The organism is Pseudomonas sp. CROZ-RG-20F-R04-15, from assembly GCF_022662375.1.
In the GTDB taxonomy this organism is placed as follows: domain Bacteria; phylum Pseudomonadota; class Gammaproteobacteria; order Pseudomonadales; family Pseudomonadaceae; genus Aquipseudomonas.
In genome coordinates, this window is record NZ_JAKNQL010000001.1 from 132734 (window position 1) to 157297 (window position 24564).

Genomic DNA, 24564 nt, shown 5'->3' on the forward strand with positions numbered 1-24564 from the left:
GAAACCAGTTCCCCCAAGAGCCACAAAGAAGGTAGGACACCGTGAACCCGGTAATCAAAAAATTCCAGTTCGGTCAATCGACCGTTACCCTCGAGACTGGCCGTATCGCCCGTCAGGCCTCCGGCGCAGTATTGGTCACCGTTGACGACGACGTCAGCGTATTGGTGACTGTAGTCGGCGCAAAACAAGCCGATCCGGGCAAGGGCTTCTTCCCTCTGTCCGTTCACTACCAGGAAAAGACTTACGCTGCCGGTAAGATCCCTGGCGGTTTCTTCAAGCGTGAAGGCCGTCCTTCCGAGAAAGAAACCCTGACTTCCCGACTGATCGACCGTCCGATCCGTCCGCTGTTCCCAGAAGGCTTCATGAACGAAGTGCAGGTTGTCTGCACCGTCGTTTCCACCAGCAAGAAGACCGATCCGGACATCGCTGCGATGATCGGTACCTCGGCTGCCCTGGCCATCTCGGGCATCCCGTTTGACGGCCCGATCGGCGCCGCTCGCGTTGCTTTCCACGAAAGCACCGGCTACCTGCTGAACCCGACCTACGAGCAGCAAGCTGCTTCGAGCCTGGACATGGTCGTTGCCGGTACTTCCGACGCCGTGCTGATGGTTGAATCGGAAGCCAAAGAGCTGACCGAAGACCAGATGCTGGGCGCGGTGCTGTTTGCTCACGACGAGTTCCAGGTGGTGATCAACGCCGTTAAAGAACTGGCCGCCGAAGCTGCCAAGCCAACCTGGACCTGGGCACCTGCTCCAGAAGCCACCGAACTGCTGGGCGCAATCCGTGCCGAGTTCGGCGAAGCGATCTCCCAGGCTTACACCATCACCGTCAAGGCCGACCGTTATGCGCGTCTGGGCGAGCTGAAGGATCAAGTCGTTGCCAAGCTGTCCGGTGAAGAAGGCCAGCCTTCGTCCAGCGAAGTCAAAGCCGCTTTCGGCGAAATCGAATACCGCACCGTTCGCGAAAACATCGTAAACGGCAAGCCACGTATCGACGGCCGCGACACCAAGACCGTACGTCCGCTGAACATCGAAGTCGGCGTTCTGCCGAAGACTCACGGTTCGGCGCTGTTCACCCGTGGTGAAACCCAGGCTCTGGTCGTTGCGACACTGGGCACCGCCCGTGACGCACAGCTGCTGGACACCCTGGAAGGCGAGAAAAAAGACCCGTTCATGCTGCACTACAACTTCCCTCCGTTCTCGGTAGGCGAATGTGGTCGCATGGGTGGCGCTGGTCGTCGTGAAATCGGTCACGGCCGTCTGGCCCGTCGTTCGGTTTCGGCCATGCTGCCAGCCGCTGACGTGTTCCCGTACACCATCCGTGTGGTTTCGGAAATCACCGAATCCAACGGTTCGAGCTCGATGGCTTCCGTTTGCGGTGCTTCCCTGGCCCTGATGGATGCTGGTGTGCCAATGAAGGCGCCGGTTGCCGGTATCGCCATGGGTCTGGTTAAAGAAGGCGAGAAATTCGCTGTCCTGACCGACATCCTCGGTGACGAAGACCACCTGGGCGACATGGACTTCAAAGTAGCTGGTACCGCCAAAGGTGTTACCGCGCTGCAGATGGACATCAAGATCAAGGGCATCACCGAAGAGATTATGGAAATCGCTCTGGGCCAAGCCCTGGAAGCGCGCCTGAACATTCTCGGTCAGATGAACCAGATCATCGGCCAGTCGCGTACCGAGCTGTCGGCCAACGCACCGACCATGATTGCGATGAAAATCGACACCGACAAAATCCGTGACGTTATCGGTAAAGGTGGCGCGACCATCCGTGCGATCTGCGAAGAAACCAAGGCTTCGATCGACATCGAAGACGACGGTTCGATCAAGATCTTCGGCGAAACCAAGGAAGCTGCTGAAGCTGCACGTCAGCGCGTTCTGGGCATCACCGCTGAAGCCGAGATCGGCAAGATCTACGTGGGCAAGGTTGAGCGCATCGTCGACTTCGGCGCATTCGTCAACATCCTGCCAGGCAAGGACGGTCTGGTGCACATCTCGATGCTGAGCGACGCTCGCGTAGAGAAAGTGACCGACATTCTGAAAGAAGGCCAGGAAGTGGAAGTGCTGGTACTGGACGTGGACAACCGCGGCCGTATCAAGCTGTCCATCAAAGACGTGGCAGCTGCAAAAGCTTCGGGCGTTTAATCGGCCCAAAGCGTTAGCGCAATAAAAATGCCCCGCCGTGTAAACGGTGGGGCATTTTTTTGCCTTGGAAAAAGGTAAACGATTGCCGGCCTGGGGAGCTTCTGCATGTGACGGGGCAGGCGCTCGCCAGGCTGCGATCTTTGCTTTTATGAGAACCAGTGCTAGGTTTAGTCCACCGCCCGTGTAGCTCAGCCGGTAGAGCAGCGCACTCGTAACGCGAAGGTCGCAGGTTCGATTCCTGTCTCGGGCAAGAGTTGATTTTCCAGACCCGATGAGGTGTTCCCGCAGCACCAAAAAAAGAAGCCGCATTGAGCGGCTCTTTTGTTGTTCGCGTGATCATCATCCCTCAGTGCGCGGGCAGTACTGCGCTCTGCTCGGATCGGCTCGAAAACCGCCGGCCATACTCCGTCAGAGGTTTTTCAACATACTGATAGAGAATCTCCGTTACGCCAAAGGTCAAGATCGCCCAGGCGATAACGCTTGCTGCGATCATTAGCCAGTCGGACGAAGTAGCCGCTGGGAATAGCGCATAAGCAGCTTCGCGAATGATCATGCTGCAGGGCATATGAGCAAGGTACAGCCCATAAGACCGGTGCCCGAGCCAGGCCATTGCCCGGGTGCCTGGAATCCGTCTTCCCGGAAGGGTGGCCGCGAAAACAATCACTGCGCAAAACAACGGAACATAGATCTGTCTAGGGTAGGAATACTCTATCGTCAGTTGGTAGACGCATGGAAGAAGGAGAGCGGCGGCGATTCCTGCCCACCTGAGTGCCGACATCATTCCTGGCGCCTGTTTTTCTTTGAGTTGCTCAGAAAGAATGTATACAACGATGCCAACCAGGATGGGTTGATACCGTGGTCCCTGAAGAAATATTCCGAGCCACTTCTGTTCGCTGAAATGGTTTATGAGCAACGGGTTATTGATGAACATCGAAAGGACGACATACCCGATGATCGAAACCCACAGGAGTTGTTTGCGAGAGCGCACGGCAAAGAAAACAAATGGATAGAAGAGGTAGAACTGCTCCTCGATCGATAAGGACCAATAAACCGAAAGCGCTCCGAGCCCGCCTGGTTGAAACACTTTCCAACTCGCCGTCAGGGTCAGAACAGACAGTGCTGCATCGAGGTTTTGCTTCCACTCTCCAAAAAAACCGGTGAAGTTCAAGAACACGGTTCCAAATAGCGTGAAGGCTACCCAAAACAGTGCGAGCGGCTGGAGCCGCCAAAAGCGTCTCCACATAAACGCTTTGATCGGAGCAGGATCAACCGGGTTTTTTTCACGATGCCGATAAAGCGAAAGGGTTATCGCATATCCGGAAATCACAAAAAAAAGTGTGACCCCAGAAAGCCCACCGAAGCCGTGGAAGAATTCGGAAAATCGGATACTCCAAGGAGTGTAGGCCTCAGAGTGATTAAAAAGAACAAGCAGGATTGATAGGCCGCGAAGCGCATCGATTTCGGAAAGTCTGCTGTCAGTCTTCATTTTGTACGGCGTCCCTATCCGTTGGCTGAATTGCAAAACCTACGGCGCTGGTTGATGCCCTGTTGAGCGTCTGGTTATTTGTCATTTCTTATGATCCAGGCAGGCTGAACCGGCGAATGTATAGGGTTTTGACATAGTTGTAACGAGATGTTGGACTAGTGGCGTGTCGGCCGTTAAGTGGACAGAGAGCCTTCCATCGTTGGCTTGGCCGGGCCTCGAAAGGGCGGCACAAGCAAAATTCGACGCTTCAAACGGTGCAGAAAATACCGATGTATTGTCGCCGGATACACTTGCAGTCTCGGCGACCGATCCGAGCGCCCTCGCGGTCCCCATCGAAACCGGCATTTATGTTCCGCAGGTCAGCTTTTTGTGGGAGAGATGTAAAGAGCCGTGTAATTCGTCATGCAAACGTCCTATATTCGGTGCCTGCATGAGCATCGCCCAGCAGTTTTCAGATGATCCCGAATGGTTCCGAAGGCCGGACAAATCCGCGTCAGAGAGATCCTTGATGATCCAGATCCATCCTCCATTCTTACGATCAGCGAGAACGCCATGACCGAATTAACTCAAGAGCAACGTCACGAACAGGCGCTGGAAAAGTACAAGCTTGGTACGCCGCAGCTGCTGGAAGAGATCAAGGATCTCAGTCCTGATGATCAGAAAGATCAGATTCAGTGGGCCTTCGAAGACGAGGCTGAAGCCCAGGGCCTGCAGCCGTGGGAGCTGACGCTCAAGTACACAAGCACGCCGGAGGAGTTCGAGGCGCAGCGCCTCGTGCTGCACAAAGAGGCGGCTGAAGTGCTGGGTGTCGATTGGGAAGAGTACTGCGAGATGAACAATCTGGTGGTCTGAAACAAAAACGCCAGCCTCAACCGGGCTGGCGTTTTTTATTGCGCGAAGTCTTTAGAGGCTGAGGCGCATCGACAGATCCACCGCTTTCACATCCTTGGTCATCGCACCAATCGAGATGTAATCCACGCCGGTTTCGGCGATCGGCAGCAGCGTGCTTTCATTGATACCGCCGCTGGCTTCCAGTTTCGCCTTGCCGCCGTTCAGGCGCACGGCTTCGCGCATGTCGTCCAGGCTCAATTCGTCGAGCATGATGATGTCAGCGCCGGCGGCCAGTGCTTCCTTCAATTCATCCAGACTTTCCACTTCGACTTCCACCGGTTTGCCCGGCGCAATCTTGTGCGCGGCGGCAATGGCTTGCGGGATACCACCGCTGGCGGCGATGTGGTTTTCCTTGATCAGGAACGCGTCGTACAGACCGATGCGATGGTTGTGGCAGCCGCCGCAGGTCACCGCGTATTTCTGCGCCAGACGCAGGCCCGGCAGGGTCTTGCGGGTGTCGAGCAGTTTGACCTGAGTGGTGCCCACGAAATCGGCCAGGTACTGCGCGCGGGTCGCTACACCAGAGAGCAACTGCAGGAAGTTCAGCGCACTGCGTTCACCGGTCAGCAGCGAACGGGCGGGGCCTTCGAGGTGAAACAACGGTTGATTGGGCTTGACCCGCTCGCCATCGACCACTTGCCAATGCACCGCGACCCGCGGATCAAGCTGACGAAACACCGCATCGACCCAGGCCGTGCCGCAGATAACAGCCGCGTCGCGCGTGATGATGGTGGCTTTGGCCAGACGTTCGGCCGGGATCAGCTGCGCGGTGATGTCGCCGCTGCCGATGTCTTCGAGCAACGCACGGCGCACGTTGGCTTCGATTTCGGCGGTCAAATCGGCGAGACGTAGATTCGGCATAACGGGCTCCACAAACAAAGTGGTTCGATTATAGGGGCATGGCGCGAGCCAACCCAAGGCGAGAACGCGCGTGCTTGTCTGCATCCGGTCGATTTTCTTTGAGCAAACCCGGCCAGGCGTGGTCACTGAAAGGGCGGTATAGGGGAAACCCTGACGGCTATGGCGCCGGGTGCAAGTTATGAAAGATAATTCGCCTTGCATTTGACGTCATAGCTTTGACGTCCAGATTGAACTTGTGGGAGCGAGCCTGCTCGCGAATGCATTCTTTCAGTGACATTGCTGTGCCTGACACACCGCCATCGCGAGCAGGCTCGCTCCCACAGGGATCCGAGTTGGCTCGATCGAACGAATCACCGTTTCAGGAGGCCTGGATGCACAACGACGGGAAAGTAGTGCCTTTGCACAAGGCTGCTACCGATCAGGCGAATCACTCGCCGCTCGCCCGCCTGCCTGTGATTCTGCTTCAGGTTCGCGACAAGGCGGCCCAGCAGCTGCGGCACGGCTTGCAGGAACTGTTCGATAACGCCGACGACACGTTGTTTGAAATGGCCGACCGGGCGCGCAACGACGTCGAACAGAACATCTTTTTCGAAGCCATGCGCGACCTGCGCCTGAAGCGCAAAAACATCGAACGCGGTTTTCTCGAGCAATTCTTCGAAGCCTTTGTCGGCCTGACCCAATACGATCCGGCGCACAACACGCTGCCGCACGCGCTGATATACGACGAGCTGGCCCCGCGTAACGACGATATGGAACGCAACGTGGCGGTCGAGACCATGGTCGGCCGCGTGCTCAAGCGTGACGGCTTCGCCCTCGATCAACTGACCGCACGGCTGGACGCGCTGCTCGGCAACACCCTCGATAATCAGCACAACCCGCTCGGCCCGGCGATGCTCTGTGAATTTTTTCTCCAGGCCGGGCGTAATCTGGGCGTGGAAATCAAGGTCAAGCTGATCCTGCTCAAACTGTTCGAGCGCTATGTCCTGGCCGACACCGAACAGCTTTACGCCGAAGCCAATCAATTGCTCCTCGCCACCGGGGTGTTGCCGGAGTTGAAGCCAGCCCCTGCACGCCGCGCCATTGATCGTGCGATCGCGAATGTGCAAAGCGGTGATAGCGACGAGCTGCTGCCTGTCGATGAAAGCGTGCAGGAAGTCTTCGCCGCGTTGCAGGAGTTGCTCTCGCATGTACGCGGCACAGTCGCGCCGACGCTGGAGTCCAGCGTTGCGGTTCAACCGATTTCCACTCGCGATCTGTTGCGCCTGCTCTCGCATTTGCAGCAATACGTGCCCGAATTGGCGGCGCAGGATGATTTCGATCTGCGCAACCAGCTCGAACAACTGCTGACCCGGGTCAGCGTCAGAAGCGGCAAATCGCGGATCGTCGGCGATGCGGACGAAGACGTGATCAATCTGATCGCCATGGTTTTCGACTGCATTCTTGAAGACCGCAATGTGCCGGATTCGCTCAAGGCTCTGATCGCGCGGTTGCAGATCCCGATGCTCAAGGTCGCGGTACTCGACAAGAGTTTCTTCAGCCGCAGCACGCATCCGGCGCGGCGTCTGCTCAACGAAATCGCCGAGGCGGCCATGGGCTGGGGCGATTGCGACGGCGAGGCGCGCGACAGCTTGTACCTGCGCATCGAACAAGTGGTGCAGCGTCTCCTGACCGATTTTGTGGACGATCCGGCGATTTTTTCCGAGTTGCTGGCTGATTTCCTCGCGTTCACCAGCGACGAGCGCCGCCGCAGCGAGCTGCTTGAACAGCGTCTGCGTGATGCCGAAGAGGGGCGAGCGAAAACCGAACTCGCCCGGCGTCGGGTCGAACGGGCGTTGAATCAAGCGCTGCTGGGTAAAACACTGCCGCCGAGCGTGGTCACCTTCGTCCAGGACGCCTGGAGCAAGGTTCTGCTGCTGACTTGCCTCAAGCATGGCGATCAGTCAGCCGAATGGCAGGCCGATGTGCAAACCATGGAGCAATTGATCTGGAGTGTGCAGCGTCATCAAGACACGGAGTCCAGCCTGCGCTTGCTGGCGCTGGTACCGGGGTTGCTCAAGTCGCTGCGTGATGGGCTGACCAGTTCGGCGTTCGACCCCTTCGCCACCAGCGAATTTTTCAGCGAACTAGAAGCCCTGCATGTGCAGGTACTGGAGCGGCCCGTCGAGGCAGAACCGGCCGCGTCGATGATTGAGGTCTCGCAACAGATCGTGCTGCAAGCCGCCGACGACAGCAGCATCGCGCTGACATCGGCACGTTTGCCCCACGATGCCGTCGGTTTGCGCCAGGTCGAGCAACTGCGTCTGGGCAGTTGGGTGGCGTTTCAGGAGGACGATGAGCACAGTCTGCGTTGCAAGCTCGCGGCGATCATCGAAGCCACCGGCAAATATGTGTTTGTCGATCGCACCGGCATGAAGGTGCTGGAACGCAGTCGCCTTGCGCTGGCCGAAGAATTCCAGCGCGGTGCGGTGCGTGCACTGGATAACACCTTGCTGTTCGATCGGGCGCTGGAGTCGGTGCTGGGCAATCTGCGGCGACTCAATCGCGGCAAGTGATCGCGCGCCGGGGGCCGATCACGGCATACTGGGCGCCAACACAGTCGGCGTTGAAGGAATCGGTATGCAGTTGGATCCCGCTAGCGGGTGGTGTCACGGGGTGCAGGTCTGCCCATCGCCCAACTTCAATGAACGTCCTGCGGGCGAAGTTTCCCTGTTGGTCATCCACAACATCAGCCTGCCGCCGGCGCAGTTCGCCACGGGCAAGGTGCAGGAATTTTTCCAGAATCGTCTGGATGTCACTGAACATCCCTACTTTGCAGGGATCGCCGACTTGCGCGTTTCGGCGCATTTTCTGATTGAACGTGACGGCAAGGTCACCCAGTTTGTCTCCTGTCTTGAGCGGGCGTGGCATGCGGGTGTATCGGTGTTCGCAGGGCGCGAAACCTGTAACGATTTTTCCGTGGGCGTCGAGCTCGAAGGCACCGATGATCTACCGTTCACCGACGCGCAGTATCAGGCGTTGACGGCGTTGACCCGCCAGTTGCAAAGCGTATTTCCGGCCATCACCGGCGCCCGCATTTGTGGGCACAGCGACATAGCACCCGGGCGTAAGACCGATCCTGGCCCGGCATTCGACTGGGCGCGTTACCGCGCAGCCCTGGCACAAGAGGAAGGACAATGAGTTTTCTGGTGTTACTGCTGGCGCTGTGGATCGAGAAGTTTTCGGCCCTGCGTCATCGGGTTCAACGGGATGGCGGATGGATCCGCGAACTGAACAAGCTCGAAAGCCGCGAGCGGCTGGCGAAGCAACCCTGGCTGGTGCTGACGATTCTGGTGCTGTTTCCGGTGGCCTTGCTGGCGCTGTTGCTGGTGGTGCTGGAACCGGTGGCCTACGGTCTGCTGGCGTTGCCGGTGCATGTGCTGGTGGTGATTTACAGTCTGGGGCGCGGCGACTTGCTCGGCGGCCTCGGGCCGTTCCGTGATGCCTGGCGCCGTGAGGATCTGCAAGCGGCGGCGCATGTGGCCAAGCGCGATCTGGACATCTGCGCCGACAGCGGTGAGCAGTTGCTCGAACGCGTGCAAGGGCATCTGCTGTGGCAGGCCTACCAGAGCTTTTTTGCGGTGATCTTCTGGTATTTCGTGCTCGGCCCGGTGGCGGCATTGGCGTATCGTTTGTTGGCGCTGGCGCAAGAACACGGGCAGAACCCGGCGCTGGTCGAGCGCGCCGCGCAACTGCGGCATGCCTTCGACTGGCTGCCGGTACGATTGCTGGCGGCGAGCCTGGCACTGGTCGGCAACTTTGTTGCGGTCAGCCGGGTGATGCTGCATGAACTGCTCAACTGGAACATCAGCGCGGCGCAACTGATCAACCGGGTCGGTTTGGCGGCGGGCGAGATTCCATCTCCCGTGGTCGGGCCGGAAGGTATCAACACCCTCGATTGCCTGTGGGAACTGCTGCTGCGCGCGGCGGTGCTGTGGTATGCCGGGTTTGCCTTGTGGACAGTTCTGATCCACTGATTTCACTTATTTAAAGAAAGATCAAAAGATCGCAGCCTGCGGCAGCTCCTACACAGGGATTGTGTGTTTCCTGTGGGAGCAGCCGCAGGCTGCGATCTTTTTCACGTTAACCTTAAGTTACAAAACCTCCCTCCGATTTGAGCTATACAGAGATGGCGCTCGATAGTGGCTATCTGCTGTCGCCCCGCGCCTGCCAATAAAAACAAGAAAAACCAAGGGAGACTTCCAGTGAAGAGCTTGCTCTATCCCGCCGTCTCGCTGATGAACCGTCTGAGCTTCGGCATGAAGTTCAGCCTGATCAGCGTGCTGTTTCTGGTGCCGATGCTGGTGACCAATTTCTATCTGGTGCGCGATTCCTATCGCGAATTCCAGGGCACCCGCGTCGAGCTGCAAAGTCTCGATCTGCTGGGCAGCAGCCTGGCCCTGCGCCGGGACCTGGAAACGCTCAACAATCTGGTGCAGATCAACGTCACCCTCGGTCAGTCTGGCAAGGCCGGGAATGTCGAGGCGCAGATCACCACCCTCGAGCAAGCGGTACTGGCCCACCTGCAAGGGCTGACGGCGATGACCGACGATCCCGAGCAGATCCAGGTATTCGATGGTAAACGCGACGAAATGATCGCCGCATTCAAGGCGCAGCAAACGGAAAATTCGCTGCAAAGCAAAAGCGCGTTGATCGGCAAACTGCTGGCCAGTGCGCAGATTTTCAGCCAGATCATCACCAGTCAGGCCGGCCTGAGCCGCGACAACCAGAGCGACATCCGTCAGCTCAGCGAACTGCTCACCCTGATCACCCCGACTGTCACGCAAACCCTTGGCGAAGGTCGGGCCATGGGCTCGTATTCATTGGGCCAGGGTTTTCTCAACAGTTCATCGAGTACGCGTTTTGATGAGTTGCTGGTGCAGATCGAAAAACTCCAGGCCGAGTACGCTCTGAAACTGCAGGACGCCCTCGGCTCGAGCAAAGCTGCGCGCGAACACCTCAGCGCTGCGGCTGACATCAGCAAGGCCTCGTTGAAACAGGCCAGCGAATTGTTCGAAGTGCAGGTCGTCATGGCCGACACCCTCGATGCGCCGTGGCAGGCTTTTTACGATCAGGTCACTGGGCTGATCGGCAAGACCTATGAGCTCAACGACGCCGCGCTGAAATTCCTCGACACTCAATTGCAGCAGCGTTTGGCGCAGAACCGCACACACATGGTTCTGCAGGCTGTGGCCCTGTCGGTGGTGTTCGTATTGATTTTCTACCTCTACGGCGGTTTCTATGCCTCGACCCGCACCACGCTTAAACGTCTTGGGGCGATGATGGACAAGGTCGCGGCCGGCGACATGACGGTCAACTTCAAGGCCAACAGTCGGGACGAGCTGGGTGAGTTGGGCGAAGTGTTCAACGGCACGGTGAAGAAGATTCACGACTTGATCGAGCGGGTGGGGCAGACCGTCGGCGAGGTCGAGCGTCAGGCCGGGCAGGTTGAAAATGTTTCGGCGCAGAGCAATCAGGCGGTCGCGGGGCAACGTACGCAGATCGAACAAGTGGCGACGGCGATGAACCAGATGTCGGCGACCTCACTGGAAGTGGCGCGCAGTGCAGCCGCAGCCGTGAGCAGTGCCCACAGTGTGAATGACGAGACCATCAGCGGTCGCGGGCTGGTTGAATCGCAACAGGGCAGCATTGCGGCACTGGCCAGCGAGATCGACCAGTCGGTGTTGGTGATCAACCAGTTGGCCAGCGACAGTCAGTCGATCAGTCGCGTACTGGAAGTGATCAAAAGCATCGCCGAACAAACCAATTTGCTGGCGCTCAACGCCGCAATCGAAGCGGCGCGCGCTGGCGAGCAAGGACGTGGTTTTGCCGTGGTCGCCGACGAAGTGCGCACCCTGGCCAAACGCACCCAGCAATCGACCGAAGAAATCGAACAGATGATCGCCAAGCTGCACGGTGGCGTCGGGGCGGCGGTGAAAGCCATGGGCGTCAGCCATCAGATGGCCAACGGCACGGTGGGGCAGTCGGAAAAGGTCCAGCAGGCGCTGGAAAATATCCTTGGCGCGGTCGGCATGATCGTCGATCAGAACCAGCAGATCGCCGCCGCGGTTGAACAGCAAACAGCGGTGGCCCACGACATCGACCAGAACATCGTCGAGATCAACCGCGCCGGCGAGCGCACCGCGCAGGGTGCGCATCAGACCGAAGACGCCAGTCGGGCGCTGTCGGCCCAGGTTGTTGAGCTTAAACAATTGATCAGTGCATTCCGCGTCTGAAACAAGCCGGATCAAAATGTGGGAGCGAGCCTGCTCGCGAATGCAATCTGTCAGTGACATCGCTGTCACCTGACACACCGCCTTCGCGAGCAGGCTCGCTCCCACAGGGTTTTGCGTTTTATCAGAACCTTTTGTAGTACTTTTTCGCTTCACGTCGTAAGCCCGATCCTGTTTTCCTCCGGGCTCTGGCTTTTCCCCATCAATAGGCCAGTATCCATGCTCATCTGATCGCGAAGAGGAATCCGCTCATGTCCGTCGCAACCCTGGGAGTCCAGGGCCGTTGTGCTCATTGTCAGACTACGCTGGCGCTCAAACCCTGGCAGCTCAATGCCATCTCGATCAACGAACCGTTCACCTGCGAGCATTGCCAGAAAACCCTCGAGCTGCGTTGCCCAAAACAGATCAAGCGCTTCAAGTCCCTCGATTCGCTGGCGCTACTGCGCTTCAGCGCTTCGGTGACGGTGTGCACTGCGCTGTTTGTGGCGTTAGTGATGGAGTGGGTGGGGTTGCTCAGTGTTACCGAACAATTGAACGCGTCGATGATCACGATTTTTGTGTACTTTCTGGTCGTGCGTTATGCGCGCCAGCGTCAGCATCTGACGCTGCTTCTGGATGCCGCCAAGGCGCACGCCGACTGATTACCAGCCAAACACTTCGCAGCTGTTGGCGGTGCTGGCGGCGGCCAGTTGTTGCGTGCTGATTTTCATCAGTTCGGCCAACGCCTCACAAATCGCCGGCAAATGCGCCGGGCTGTTGCGCTGACCGGGAAACATCGCAGGGGCCATGTCCGGTGAGTCGGTTTCCAGCACGATCGAATCCAGCGGTAGCTCCGCCAGCACCCGATGCATGCGCAACGCCTGCGGCCAGGTCGGTGCGCCGCCCAGGCCCAGTTTGAAACCGAGTTTGATGTATTCGCGCGCTTCTTCATGGCTGCCAGCGAAGGCGTGAATGATCCCCGCGCGTTTGAGCTTGAAGCGTTTGAGCGTAGCGATGACCGCCGCATGACTGCGGCGAACATGAATCAGGGCAGGTAATTCGAAGTCCGCCGCCAATTGCAGCTGTGTTTCGAACAGCGCCTGTTGCCGCTCGCGATCCAGCGTTTCGACGAAGTAATCCAGGCCGATCTCGCCCACCGCACACAGCTGTCGATGATCGCGTAGCCGGGTGAGCCAATCACCGAGTGTCTGCAAGTCTTCGGGGCGATGCTGATCGAGATACACCGGATGCAGACCAAACGCCGCGTACAAGTCCGGATCGCTCTGCACCAGATCCCACACCCGTTGCCAGTTCCCCTCATAAACCCCCAACACCACCATCCGCCGCACCCCGAGGGCGCGGCTTTCGGCGAGCAACGCCGGGCGATCGGCGTCGAAGTCGGGGAAGTCGAGGTGGGTGTGGCTGTCGATCAGCTCCACGGCTCAGTCCTGGTGAATACGCTGCTTGAAGGTCCGCGCGATGGCCTGCACACCTGGCTTGTATTGCGACTGCTCGACCGCCGCCAGCGCCAGTTCCAGCGCCTTGTCGGCGATCAACTGGTGCTGCTGGGCCATGGCGTTGACCGGCAGCGGCAGGAAATCCAGCAACTGCGTATCGCCGAAGGTGCCGAGGCGCAGCGGCCGCGATTTCAACGGGAAGTCATGCAGCGCATCGAACACGCCCTGCAACAGCACGTAGGAAGTCGTCACCAGTGCGTCGGGTAAATGCCCCAGACGCTGCAGGAGTTCTTCCATCAATTGCTTGCCGCATTCACGGCTGAAGGAATCAGCGTGCTCGACCAGCACTTCGCCTTTGAAGTCGACCAGCGCCTGTTTGAAACCGGCAGCACGTTCCTGGCTGATGCTCAGTTCCGGGCGCGCACCGAGCAGAACGATCTGCTTCGGCTGCGGATCGAGCAGGCTCTGGGTCAGGTGCAGGCTGGCCTCGCGGTCGTCACTGATCACCGAACAGAAATGCTCCGGTTCCATGACCCGGTCGATGGCGATGATCGGCAGACCTTTGGCCTGCAACTGCCGATAGCTGTCATCGCCGGCCGGCAGGCAACTGGCGACGATCAGCGCATCGCAACGCCGCGCGCGGAACAGTTGCAGCAACTGGCGCTCACTGTCCGGTGCATCGTCGGAACTGGCGATCAGCAACTGATAGCCGCGCGCCCGCGCACCTTGCTCGAGCAGTTTGGCGATCCGCGCGTAACTGGGGTTTTCCAGATCCGGCAGAATAAAGCCCAGCGTGCGCGTATGCCGACTGCGCAGCCCGGCCGCTTGAGGGTTTGGCGTGAAGCCGTGCAGATCGACCACTGCGCGCACCCGCTCGACGGTGGCGGTGCTGATGCGTTGCTGTTCGGCCTTGCCGTTGATGACGTAGCTGGCGGTGGTCACGGACACTCCGGCCAACCGCGCGATATCACTGAGTTTCAACCCGGGATTTCCTTGTTTTTGCGAGCTTGCCGCAACATTTTCGCCAATCCTACCCGATTAGGGCAGGCGACTATTGTCGCAACGCATCCGACAAGTTGGACTTCAAGGATGGGACATTATCGAGTAACGTGCCGATCAATCTAGATTAAACGTTTCAGCAAGCGTATTTTCTACGTTTTAGACGCCTTTGGCCGGTGCTGCCGTGAAACCGCCAAAACTGCCGCTGAAAAGCAAAGCGGCAGAGCGCCTAAGCTGCAACCATTGAAAACAATACCTGGCACCTTGATGTGCCAAAAAGGAGATTGCATGCTCGAGCTCACTATAGAGCAGATATCCATGGGCCAATCGGCTGTGGATAAACCCGCTGCCCTGCAACTGCTGGCCAATCACCTGGTGGCCGATGGTCTGGTCGCCGACGGCTACCTCGCCGGATTGCAGGCCCGGGAAGCCCAGGGCTCGACCTTTCTCGGTCAAGGTATTGCCATTCCCCACGGCACCCCGGAAACCCGCGATCAGGTGTTCGCCACTGGCGTGCGCCTGATGCAATTTCCCGAGGGCGTGGATTGGGGCGATGGCCAGATCGTTTATCTGGCGATCGGTATCGCCGCCAAATCCGACGAACACCTGCGCCTGCTGCAATTGCTGACTCGCGCCCTCGGCGAGACCGATCTGGGCCAGGCTTTGCGTCGTGCCAGTTCGCCTGAAGCGCTGCTGAAACTGCTGCAAGGCGCGCCGCAAGAACTGGCGCTCGATGCACAGATGATCGGCCTCGGCGTCTCGGCTGACGATTTCGAAGAACTGGTCTGGAGAGGCGCGCGTCTGCTGCGTCAGGCTGATTGTGTGAGCAACGGTTTCTCGGCGGTGCTGCAACAGGTCGAAGCGCTGCCGCTGGGCGACGGCTTGTGGTGGTTGCACAGTGAGCAGACCGTGAAGCGTCCGGGGCTGGCGTTCGTGACGCCGGACAAACCGATGCGCTACCTCGGCCAGCCGCTCAGCGGTCTGTTCTGTCTGGCCAGCCTTGGCGAAGCGCACCAAGCGCTGCTCGAACGTTTGTGTGCGTTGCTGATCGAAGGTCGCGGCCATGAATTGGGCCGCGCCACCAGCAGTCGCAAAGTTCTCGAAGTGCTCGGTGGTGAATTGCCCGCCGATTGGCCGAGCGCGCGCATTGCGCTGGCCAACGCCCACGGTCTGCACGCGCGTCCGGCGAAGATCCTCGCGCAACTGGCGAAGAGTTTTGATGGCGAGATTCGCGTGCGCATTGTCGATGGTCAGGACAGTGCCGTGTCGGTGAAGAGTTTGAGCAAACTGCTCAGCCTCGGCGCCCGCCGTGGTCAGGTGCTGGAGTTGATTGCCGAGCCGAGCATCGCTGCCGACGCCTTGCCGGCGTTGCTTGCCGCGATCGAAGAAGGCCTTGGTGAAGAAGTCGAACCGCTGCCAGCAGTGAGTCAGCAGCGCGAAGTCATCGCCGACATCGCCGAAGTACTGATCGCTCCGGCATCCGGCACACAGTTGCAAGCAATCCCGGCAGCACCGGGCATTGCCATCGGGCCTGCACATATTCAGGTGCAGCAAACCATCGATTATTCGTTGCGGGGCGAGTCTGCCGCCGTTGAGCGCGAACGTCTCAAGCAAGCGCTCAGCGATGTGCGCAGTGACATTCAGGGCCTGATCGAACGCAGCAAAGCCAAAGCCATCCGCGAGATCTTCATCACCCATCAGGAAATGCTCGACGACCCGGAACTCACCGACGAAGTCGACACCCGCCTCAAGCAGGGCGAAAGCGCTGAAGCGGCGTGGATGGCGGTGATTGAAGCAGCGGCGAAACAACAGGAATCGCTGCAAGACGCGTTGCTCGCCGAGCGCGCGGCGGATCTGCGTGACATCGGCCGCCGCGTGCTGGCGCAACTGTGTGGCGTACAGACCGCGAGCGAGCCTGAGCAACCGTACATTCTGGTCATGGACGAGGTCGGCCCCTCCGACGTCGCGCGACTGGATCCGGCGCGTGTGGCGGGGATTCTCACCGCACGCGGTGGCGCCACGGCGCACAGTGCAATCGTCGCGCGTGCCCTCGGCATCCCGGCGCTGGTTGGCGCTGGCGCCGCAGTCTTGTTGCTGGCGCCGGGCACGCCGTTGCTGCTCGACGGCCAGCGCGGTCGTTTGCATGTCGACGCCGATGCCGCGACCCTGCAACGCGCCGCCGAAGAACGCGACACTCGCGAACAACGCCTGAAGATTGCCGCCGAACAACGCCACCAACCGGCACACACCACCGACGGCCACGCCGTTGAAGTGTTCGCCAACATCGGCGAAAGCGCTGGCGTGATCAGTGCGGTGGAGCAGGGCGCCGAAGGCATCGGTCTGCTGCGTACCGAACTGATTTTCATGGCCCATCCGCAAGCGCCCGACGAAGCCACGCAAGAAGCCGAATACCGCCGCGTGCTCGACGGCCTCGCCGGTCGTCCGCTGGTGGTGCGTACGCTGGATGTCGGCGGCGACAAACCGCTGCCGTATTGGCCGATCGCCAAGGAAGAGAATCCGTTCCTCGGCGTGCGCGGCATTCGCCTGACGTTGCAGCGTCCGCAGATCATGGAAGCGCAATTGCGCGCCTTGCTGCGTTCGGCGGATAACCGTCCGCTGCGGATCATGTTCCCGATGGTTGGCAGCGTTGAAGAGTGGCGTCAGGCCCGTGATATGACCGAACGTCTGCGTCTGGAAATCCCGGTCGCCGATCTGCAACTGGGGATCATGATCGAAGTGCCGTCTGCCGCTTTGCTCGCGCCAGTACTCGCCAAGGAAGTCGACTTTTTCAGCGTCGGCACCAACGACCTGACCCAGTACACCCTGGCCATCGACCGTGGTCATCCGACCTTGTCGGCGCAGGCGGATGGTTTGCACCCGGCGGTGCTGCAACTGATCGACATCACCGTGCGCGCAGCCCATGCCCATGGCAAATGGGTCGGTGTCTGCGGTGAGCTGGCGGCGGACCCGCTCGCGGTGCCGGTGCTGGTCGGCCTCGGTGTCGATGAACTCAGCGTGTCCGGTCGCAGCATTGCTGAAGTGAAAGCGCGCATCCGCGAACTCAGCCTGACTCAGGCGCAAACCCTTGCTCAACACGCCCTGGCCGTGGGCAGCGCCAACGAAGTGCGCGCATTAGTGGAGGCCCTGTAATGGCCAAGATTCTTACCCTGACCCTCAACCCGGCGCTTGACCTCACCGTCGAGTTGCCACGGCTGGAGGCCGGTCAGGTCAATCGCAGCGACGAGATGCACACCCATGCGGCCGGCAAAGGCGTGAACGTCGCCCAGGTGTTGGCCGACCTCGGCCATCAACTGACGGTCAGCGGATTTCTCGGCGAGGACAATCTGCAAGCGTTCGAAACCCTGTTCGCCAAGCGCGGTTTTGTCGACGCGTTTATCCGTGTGCCGGGCGAGACGCGCAGCAATATCAAGGTCGCCGAACAGGACGGTCGCATCACCGACATCAACGGCCCGGGGCCGGTGGTCGATGCGGCCGCGCAGCAAGCATTGCTTGAGCGTCTGGTGCAGATTGCGCCGGGACATGACGCGGTGGTGGTCGCCGGCAGTTTGCCGCGCGGGGTCACGGCGCAGTGGTTGCGTGAGCTGATCGAACGGCTCAATCAGCTCGGCCTGAAAGTCGCTCTCGACTCCAGCGGCGAAGCGTTGCGCGAAGCTTTGAAAGCCAGTCCATGGCTGATCAAACCGAACACTGAAGAACTCGCCGACGCGCTCGGTTGCGAGGTGGTTTCTCACGCCGCCGAAGCGCAGGCTGCCGCGCGTCTGCACGCTCAAGGCATCGAGCACGTGGTGATTTCTCACGGTGCCGACGGTGTGAACTGGTTCAGCGTCGGCTCGGCATTGCATGCGACGCCGCCGAAGGTCAGCGTCGCCAGTACGGTCGGTGCCGGTGATTCGTTGCTGGCCGGCATGCTTCACGGTTTGCTCAGCGCCGACACGCCCGAGCAGACCCTGCGCACGGCCACCGCGATTGCCGCGCTGGCCGTCACGCAGATCGGATTCGGCATCAACGACGCTGCGCAACTGGCGCAGCTCGAACAGGGCGTGCGCGTGCGTCCCCTGACAGAACAATAAGAGGGTTTGTCATGAAGTTAGCCATTGTTACGGCTTGCCCGAACGGCATGGTCACCAGTGTGCTGTGCGCGCGTCTGCTCGATGCGGCGGCGCAGCGTCAGGGCTGGAGCACCAGCGTTGAAGTGGTTGATGCAGCGCACCCTGAGCGCGAATTGTCGGCGGCGACAATTGAAGCGGCCGAGTGGGTTTTGCTGGTCGCGACAGGCGCGGTCGACATGACGCGTTTTGTCGGTAAACGGGTTTTCCAGATTGCTCCGGCGCAGGCGTTACAGGATGTCGAGGCGGTGCTGCGTCGTGGCGCTGAAGAGGCTGAAGTTTACGTCGCCAGCGCGGCTGAACCGGTCGCTGATGCGCCGCGTGCACCGCGCATCGTCGCCATCACCGCGTGCCCGACCGGTGTTGCCCACACCTTCATGGCCGCCGAAGCCTTGCAGCAAACCGCCAAGCGTCTGGGTTATGAACTGCAGGTCGAAACCCAAGGCTCGGTGGGCGCAAAAACTCCGTTGAGCGCGGCGGCGATTGCCGAGGCAGACGTGGTATTGCTGGCGGCGGATATCGAAGTCGCCACCGAGCGTTTCGCCGGCAAGAAGATCTATCGCTGTGGCACCGGAATTGCCTTGAAACAGTCCGAAGCCACGTTGAAAAAAGCGCTGGCGGAAGGCAAGGTGGAAAGCGCTGCCAGTGACGGAAAACCTGCGACCAGGTCAGAGAAGACCGGTGTCTACAAACACCTGCTGACCGGTGTGTCTTTCATGCTGCCGATGGTGGTGGCGGGCGGTTTGATGATCGCGCTGTCGTTCGCATTCGGCATCAATGCTTTCGAGGAGCCGGGAACGTTGCCGGCTGCGCTCAAGCAAATCGGCGATGCGGCATTCACTCTGATGGTGCCGTTGCTGGCCGGTTACATTGCCTATTCGATTGCCGATCGGCCAGGCATCGCGCCCGGCATGATCGGCGGTGTTCTGGCGAGCACATTGGGCGCGGGCTTCATCGGCGGCATCATCGCCGGTTTCCTCGCCGGTTACAGCGCCGCCGCGATCAGTCGCTGGCTGCGTCTGCCGCAATCGTTTGATGCGTTGAAGCCGATTCTGCTCATCCCGTTGCTGGCCAGTCTGGTTGTCGGCTTGATCATGATCTATGTGGTGGGGCAGCCTGTTGCAGGCGTGCTCGCCAGCATGACCACGTTCCTCAAAGACATGGGCACCGCCAACGCCGTCCTGTTGGGCGTGGTACTCGGCGCGATGATGTGCGTTGACCTCGGTGGGCCGATCAATAAAGCGGCCTATGCGTTTTCAGTCGGCCTGATGACGTCGGCCAATGCCAGCTATGCACCGATTGCCGCCGTCATGGCTGCCGGCATGGTGCCGCCAATCGGTATGGGCATCGCCACTTTCCTCGCTCGACACAAATTCGCCCAGACTGAGCGCGAGGCGGGTAAGGCGGCGTTGGTATTGGGCATGTGCTTCATTTCCGAAGGAGCGATTCCGTTCGCTGCGAAAGATCCGCTGCGGGTGATCCCTGCGAGCATTCTCGGTGGCGCGCTGGCCGGCGCATTGTCGATGTATTTCAGCTGCAAACTGATGTCGCCGCATGGCGGTTTGTTCGTGATGGTCATTCCCAACACGATCAATCATGCGTTGCTGTATTTGCTGGCGATTGTGGCGGGGAGTTTGTTGACCGCTGTGGTCTATGCGACGGTCAAGCGCCCGGAAGCCGTCGAGCTGGCGCTGGAACCCGCCAAGGCCTGACTGACAACACAAATCCCCTGTGGGAGCGAGCCTGCTCGCGAATGCAATCTGCCAGCGACATTTATGTTGACTGGCACACCGCTTTCGCGAGCAGGCTCGCTCCCACAATGGTTAGTGGTGTCATGGCGAGTTCATATAGGCGTGCTTAAGTTTTCCTTTTTTCAGGGAGAACACCATGAGCGATTTCAACCCCGGTCGCCGGCGTGTCATGCAAGTTGTCGGCGCAGGTTTGCTGATGCCAGGCCTGGCGCCGGCAGTGATTGCTTCGGTCAAGGACCGGCCGCAACTGACCGATGGCGTGCAGTCCGGCGATCTGCAAGGCGACCGCGCGATGATCTGGAGCCGCAGCGATCGCCCGGCGCATATGGTGGTCGAGTGGGACACCCGCAGCCAGTTTCGTCACCCGCGCCGGGTGGTCTCGGCGCTGGCCGATGCCCGCAGCGACTTCACCGCCCGCGTTGAGCTCACCGGGCTGCCTGCTGATCAGGCTATTTTCTATCGCGTGTATTTCAAGGACGCCCGCACCGGCGTTGCCAGCGAACCGTGGCTCGGCCATCTGCGCAGCGCACCGACGGCACGGCGCAATATTCGTTTCGTCTGGAGCGGCGATACCGTCGGCCAGGGCTTCGGCATCAACCCGGACATCGGCGGCATGCGCATCTACGAAGCCATGCGCCTGCGCCTGCCGGACTTCTTTATCCACAGCGGCGACACCATCTACGCCGACGGCCCGGTGCCCGCGCAGCTCACCACCGAAGGCGGGCGCATCTGGCGCAACCTCACCACCGAAGCCAAGAGCAAAGTCGCGCAGACCCTCGACGACTATCGCGGCAACTACCGCTACAATCTGATGGACGAAAACATCCGCCGCTTCAACGCCGAAGTGCCGCAAATCTGGCAGTGGGACGACCATGAAGTGGTCAACAACTGGTCGCCGGGCAAACAACTCGACGAGCGCTATCAGGAGAAAGATATCCACACCCTGGTCGGGCGCGCACGCAAGGCCTGGCTGGAATATTCACCGATGCGCCTACAGGCCGCCGACGGTGGCGGGCGGATTTATCGCAAGCTCAGTTATGGGCCGATGCTGGATGTGTTCGTGCTCGACATGCGCAGTTATCGCGGCGCCAATGACGACAACCTTGGCGCCGCGAAACCGTTTCTCGGACGCGAGCAACTGGACTGGCTCAAGCGCGGTTTGAAGAAATCCAGAGCTCAGTGGAAGGTCATTGCCGCTGACATGCCGATTGGTCTTGGTGTGCCGGATGGCGAGGTCAGTCCGGGTGTGGCGCGTTGGGAAGCGGTGGCCAATGGTGATCCGGGACCGGCGCAGGGGCGCGAGCTGGAAATCGCCGAATTGCTCGGTTATCTGCGTGCGCAGCAGGTGCGCAATTTCGTCTTTCTGACGGCGGATGTGCATTACTGCGCGGCGCATCACTATCACCCGGATCGCGCGGCGTTTCAGGATTTCGAACCGTTTTGGGAGTTTGTCGCGGGGCCGCTGAATGCCGGGAGCTTTGGGCCTAATCCGCTGGATAAGACCTTTGGTCCGGAGGTGGTATTCGAGAAGGCGCCGCCGGCGCAGAACACTTCACCGTTTGCCGGATTTCAGTTTTTTGGCGAGGTGAATATTGAAGGGGGGAGCGGGGAGATGAGTGTGGTGTTGCGGGATTTGAATGGGGTTGCCGTTTTCGAGAAAAAACTCCAACCCGCTTGAAGATCAGAAGCTAACCCTCACCCCAGCCCTCTCCCGGAGGGAGAGGGGGCCGACCGAGGTGTCGGAAGAGGTACGTCGACCTGAAAGATCGAGTCGATTATGAGATCAGGTACAAAACCCTCTCGATTCTGGATTCGGTGAAGCACGTTCAGGTCGGCGTATTGCGTGAATCTCACTCCCCCAATCAGTCCCCTCTCCCTCCGGGAGAGGGTTAGGGTGAGGGGCTTTTAATAGACATCACGCCGGTAGCGGCCCTGCTCAATCAACCGCTCCACTTCGGCTGCCCCGAGAATGTCGTTAAGCACCTGATCAACCCCCGAAGCCATCCCCTGCAAACTGCCACAAATGTAAATCACCGCCCCCTCCGCTAGCCACTTCTTCAACTCGTCAGCCGACTCACGCAAGCGATCCTGCACATAAACCTTCTCCGCCTGATCCCGCGAAAACGCCAGATCCAGCCGTTCCAGATCACCATTGATCAGCCACTCTTCCAGCTCTGCGCGGCAGAGGAAATCGTGTTGACGATTGCGCTCGCCAAACAGCAGCCACTGGCGCTGCTGGCCGTCGGCAATCCGCGCCTTGAGCAAACTACGCAGCCCGGCCAGCCCCGTGCCGTTACCCAGCAGAATCATCGGCAGCGGTTCGTTCGGCAGGTGGAAGCCACTGTTGCGCCGCACCCGCAGACTGATGCTGCCGCCCACTGGCGCATGCTCGGTGAGCCAGCCGGAACCGATGCCGAGGGTGCCGTCGGCGTGCTGCTCCTGACGCACGATCAACTCCAGCACGCCGTCGGCGGCAATCGAGGCGATCGAGTATTCGCGCATGGCCAACGGCACCATCGCATCGACCAGTGATTGCGCATGCAAACCGACCAGATGTGCGCGGTGCTCGGGCAATTGCCGCGAGGCCAGTGCCACTTCCAGCGGCTCGTCGAGGCCGTTGATTTTCACCATGGTCTCGCCGCGAATGCCGAGGCCGTCGAGGAAATGCTCGATGGCCCACGGGCAGTTGCGCGGCAGTATTTCGACCAGATCACCGGCCAGCCAGCTGCTGGTGTTTGGTGCGCTCAGGCCTAACAGATAAACCGGTGAACCGCTGCTGTCCGGGTTCATCAGTTCGCGGCGGGTCAGCGTCCAGTTGTCGTAGCTCGGCGCTTGCCAAGTGTCGACCGGTGCTTGGCCGGTGAGCAGGCCCAGTTGGGTCTGCCAGTGACGCAGGGCATACGGATCGCCGCTGTCGACTTCAACCGGCGCGAACAGGGTCTTGCCGCCGTGTTCGCTCAGCCACTGATGCAGGCGTTTGGCGAAACCACAGAAGTGCTGATACTGACGATCACCAAGACCGAGCACCGAGTAATTCAGGCTATCGAGCGTCGCAGCCTTGCCCAGCACTTTGCGCTCGAATCCGCGCGCGCTGTCCGGAGCTTCGCCGTCGCCGAAGGTGCTCACGACAAACAATGCATTGTTCGAATCACGCAGATCCTGCTCGCTGACATTCGCCAGCGGCTGGACCTTCACCGGCAACCCGGCGGCCTGCAATTGCCCGGCGGTCTGCCACGCTAGTTGTTCGGCAAAACCACTCTGGCTGGCGAAGCCGATCAGCCACGCCGAGGCATTGCCAGTCGGTTGTTCGAGGCCTTTTCGCGCGTCCTTGATCTGCTTTTTCTTGCGGCGGCGGTCGAGGTACAGCAGCCAGCCAGTGATGAAGAACAGCGGCATGCACACTGCCGCGAGGGTCATGATGATCCGCCCGACCAGGCCGAAATAGCTGCCGACGTGCAGCGCATAAATGCTGGTCAGCAGTTGCGCCTTGAAGCTCTTGTCGGCGTAACGGTCAACGCGTTTGACCACGCCGGTGGCCGGGTCGAGAGTGATCTGGTTCAGTGCGCGATCATGCGGCGAGCTGTCGAGCAGGTAGAACACGGTCGCCGGTTGGCCAGCGACGGCCGGCATGCGGATGTTGTACGCGGCCAGACCCGGGCCGGCAGCGCTGTAGATGCTGCTCCACATCGCCGCGTAATCGGCTGTCGGCGCAGGGCCTTCCGGTGCCGGGCCACGACCGCCGCGCACGCGTTCGTTTTGCGGGGCATCGGAGAGCAATTTGGTCAGGCCTTTGTTGTACCACTCGTACGACCACGACAACCCGGTCAGTGCCAGCAGCAGATAGACCAGCAAGCACCATGTACCGGCTACCGAATGCAGGTCCCAGTTGAAGGCGCGGCCGTTTTTCTTCCAGTCCAGCGTCAGCCACACGCGCCAGCTGTTCCACTGACGCGGCCAGCGCAGGTACAAACCGGAGAGGCAGAAAAACAGCAGGATCAGCGTACAGGCGCCAGTGATGTTGCGCCCGGTATCGCCCATGGCGAGGAAGCGGTGCAGTTGCAGCATCAGGCCGAAGAAATCCTGGCCGACGGCATCGCCCATGAACTCAGCGGTGTACGGATCGAAGTAACGCATCTCGCCGCGCCGTTCACCTTTGGGCGGCGTGAAGAACACTTTCGCGGCGTTGCCGCTGTCGGTTTCGACCCAGAGCATCGAAACCTTTTTGCCGGACGTGGCTTCGATGCGCTCGACCAGTTCCACGGGCGGCAGCACACCGGCCACCTGCTTTTCTACTTGCAGGACGGACGGATTCAGCGCCCGCAGGATCTCGTCCTGAAACGAATAGGCCGCACCGGTGATGCCCATCAACGCCAGCACCAGGCCTGCGGTGATGCCAAAAAACCAGTGCAACTGGAACAGGGTTTTCTTCAACACGTCACTCGCCGTCCGTTCGAAAATTGTCTTCACGGCGCGCATTATGCCGTGGGTTATCGAGAAGCGTTCTTTATTACGCACAAAAGCCCCGTTCAATTGAATGAACGGGGCCGAGCCTTGCGGCGCATTCCTTGTGGGAGCGAGCCTGCTCGCGAAGGCGTCG

The 24564-nt window shown here is 60.0% G+C and carries 16 protein-coding genes and 1 tRNA gene; 12 read left to right on the forward strand and 5 right to left on the reverse strand.

Annotated elements, in window-relative coordinates:
• Window positions 1–41: 41 nt before the first annotated feature.
• A complete protein-coding gene (gene pnp / locus L8H52_RS00550; RefSeq protein ID WP_007915263.1) occupies window positions 42–2147 on the forward strand; it encodes a polyribonucleotide nucleotidyltransferase in 2106 nt (701 codons plus the stop codon).
• Between the two features lie 177 nt (window positions 2148–2324).
• Window positions 2325–2397 (forward strand) — tRNA-Thr (locus tag L8H52_RS00555).
• 96 nt (window positions 2398–2493) lie between these two features.
• Here the strand turns inward: L8H52_RS00555 and L8H52_RS00560 are convergent.
• Window positions 2494–3633 carry an acyltransferase gene (locus L8H52_RS00560; protein ID WP_242205371.1) on the reverse strand — a complete coding sequence of 380 codons (1140 nt, stop codon included), beginning with the start codon at window positions 3631–3633 and terminating at the stop codon, window positions 2494–2496.
• Window positions 3634–4185: 552 nt separating this feature from the next.
• Between L8H52_RS00560 and L8H52_RS00565 the strand changes: the two genes are divergently transcribed.
• Window positions 4186–4485 carry a DUF6388 family protein gene (locus L8H52_RS00565; RefSeq protein ID WP_242205369.1) on the forward strand — a complete coding sequence of 100 codons (300 nt, stop codon included), beginning with the start codon at window positions 4186–4188 and terminating at the stop codon, window positions 4483–4485.
• Between the two features lie 51 nt (window positions 4486–4536).
• Here L8H52_RS00565 and nadC read toward each other — a convergent pair whose 3' ends face one another.
• A complete protein-coding gene (gene nadC, locus L8H52_RS00570; RefSeq protein WP_016986492.1) occupies window positions 4537–5385 on the reverse strand; it encodes a carboxylating nicotinate-nucleotide diphosphorylase in 849 nt (282 codons plus the stop codon).
• Window positions 5386–5756: 371 nt separating this feature from the next.
• Between nadC and L8H52_RS00575 the strand changes: the two genes are divergently transcribed.
• From L8H52_RS00575 to L8H52_RS00595, 5 genes are all read left to right on the forward strand, one after another.
• Window positions 5757–7937 (forward strand): DUF1631 domain-containing protein, encoded by a 2181-nt coding sequence (locus tag L8H52_RS00575; RefSeq protein ID WP_242205366.1) that lies wholly within the window; start codon window positions 5757–5759, stop codon window positions 7935–7937.
• 64 nt (window positions 7938–8001) lie between these two features.
• The gene (ampD, locus tag L8H52_RS00580; RefSeq protein WP_242205364.1) at window positions 8002–8562 is read left to right on the forward strand and encodes a 1,6-anhydro-N-acetylmuramyl-L-alanine amidase AmpD; all 561 of its coding nucleotides are present in this window, start codon (window positions 8002–8004) and stop codon (window positions 8560–8562) included.
• The gene (gene ampE, locus L8H52_RS00585) at window positions 8559–9398 is read left to right on the forward strand and encodes a regulatory signaling modulator protein AmpE (protein WP_242205361.1); all 840 of its coding nucleotides are present in this window, start codon (window positions 8559–8561) and stop codon (window positions 9396–9398) included. Before ampD ends, ampE begins: the two co-directional genes overlap by 4 nt.
• A 228-nt stretch (window positions 9399–9626) precedes the next feature.
• On the forward strand, window positions 9627–11657 hold the full coding sequence (locus tag L8H52_RS00590; protein WP_242205359.1) for a methyl-accepting chemotaxis protein: 2031 nt from the start codon (window positions 9627–9629) through the stop codon (window positions 11655–11657).
• A 248-nt stretch (window positions 11658–11905) separates the two neighbouring features.
• Window positions 11906–12295 carry a hypothetical protein gene (locus L8H52_RS00595; protein WP_242205357.1) on the forward strand — a complete coding sequence of 130 codons (390 nt, stop codon included), beginning with the start codon at window positions 11906–11908 and terminating at the stop codon, window positions 12293–12295.
• On the opposite strand, the gene L8H52_RS00600 is transcribed toward L8H52_RS00595, so the two are convergent.
• A complete protein-coding gene (locus L8H52_RS00600; RefSeq protein WP_242205355.1) occupies window positions 12296–13072 on the reverse strand; it encodes a TatD family hydrolase in 777 nt (258 codons plus the stop codon).
• Between the two features lie 3 nt (window positions 13073–13075).
• Window positions 13076–14071: a catabolite repressor/activator gene (gene cra / locus L8H52_RS00605; protein ID WP_242205352.1), complete on the reverse strand. Its 996-nt coding sequence runs from the start codon at window positions 14069–14071 to the stop codon at window positions 13076–13078.
• 306 nt (window positions 14072–14377) lie between these two features.
• Here cra and ptsP point away from each other — a divergent pair, with 306 nt between their 5' ends.
• The 4 genes from ptsP to L8H52_RS00625 all read left to right on the forward strand — a co-directional run bounded on the left by ptsP (window position 14378) and on the right by L8H52_RS00625 (window position 21645).
• The gene (gene ptsP, locus L8H52_RS00610) at window positions 14378–17239 is read left to right on the forward strand and encodes a phosphoenolpyruvate--protein phosphotransferase (RefSeq protein ID WP_242205350.1); all 2862 of its coding nucleotides are present in this window, start codon (window positions 14378–14380) and stop codon (window positions 17237–17239) included.
• The gene (pfkB, locus tag L8H52_RS00615) at window positions 17239–18180 is read left to right on the forward strand and encodes a 1-phosphofructokinase (protein ID WP_242205349.1); all 942 of its coding nucleotides are present in this window, start codon (window positions 17239–17241) and stop codon (window positions 18178–18180) included. The genes ptsP and pfkB overlap by 1 nt, the downstream gene beginning before the upstream one ends.
• A gap of 11 nt (window positions 18181–18191) precedes the next feature.
• Entirely contained in the window at window positions 18192–19928 is a 1737-nt protein-coding gene (locus L8H52_RS00620) for a PTS fructose-like transporter subunit IIB (protein ID WP_242205347.1), read from the forward strand.
• A 175-nt stretch (window positions 19929–20103) separates the two neighbouring features.
• Complete coding sequence (locus L8H52_RS00625) at window positions 20104–21645, forward strand: alkaline phosphatase D family protein (protein WP_242205345.1); 1542 nt, start codon at window positions 20104–20106, stop codon at window positions 21643–21645.
• Between the two features lie 227 nt (window positions 21646–21872).
• On the opposite strand, the gene L8H52_RS00630 is transcribed toward L8H52_RS00625, so the two are convergent.
• Window positions 21873–24401, reverse strand: a complete 2529-nt coding sequence (locus L8H52_RS00630; protein WP_242205528.1) for a sulfite reductase flavoprotein subunit alpha — start codon at window positions 24399–24401, stop codon at window positions 21873–21875.
• Window positions 24402–24564: the final 163 nt, after the last annotated feature.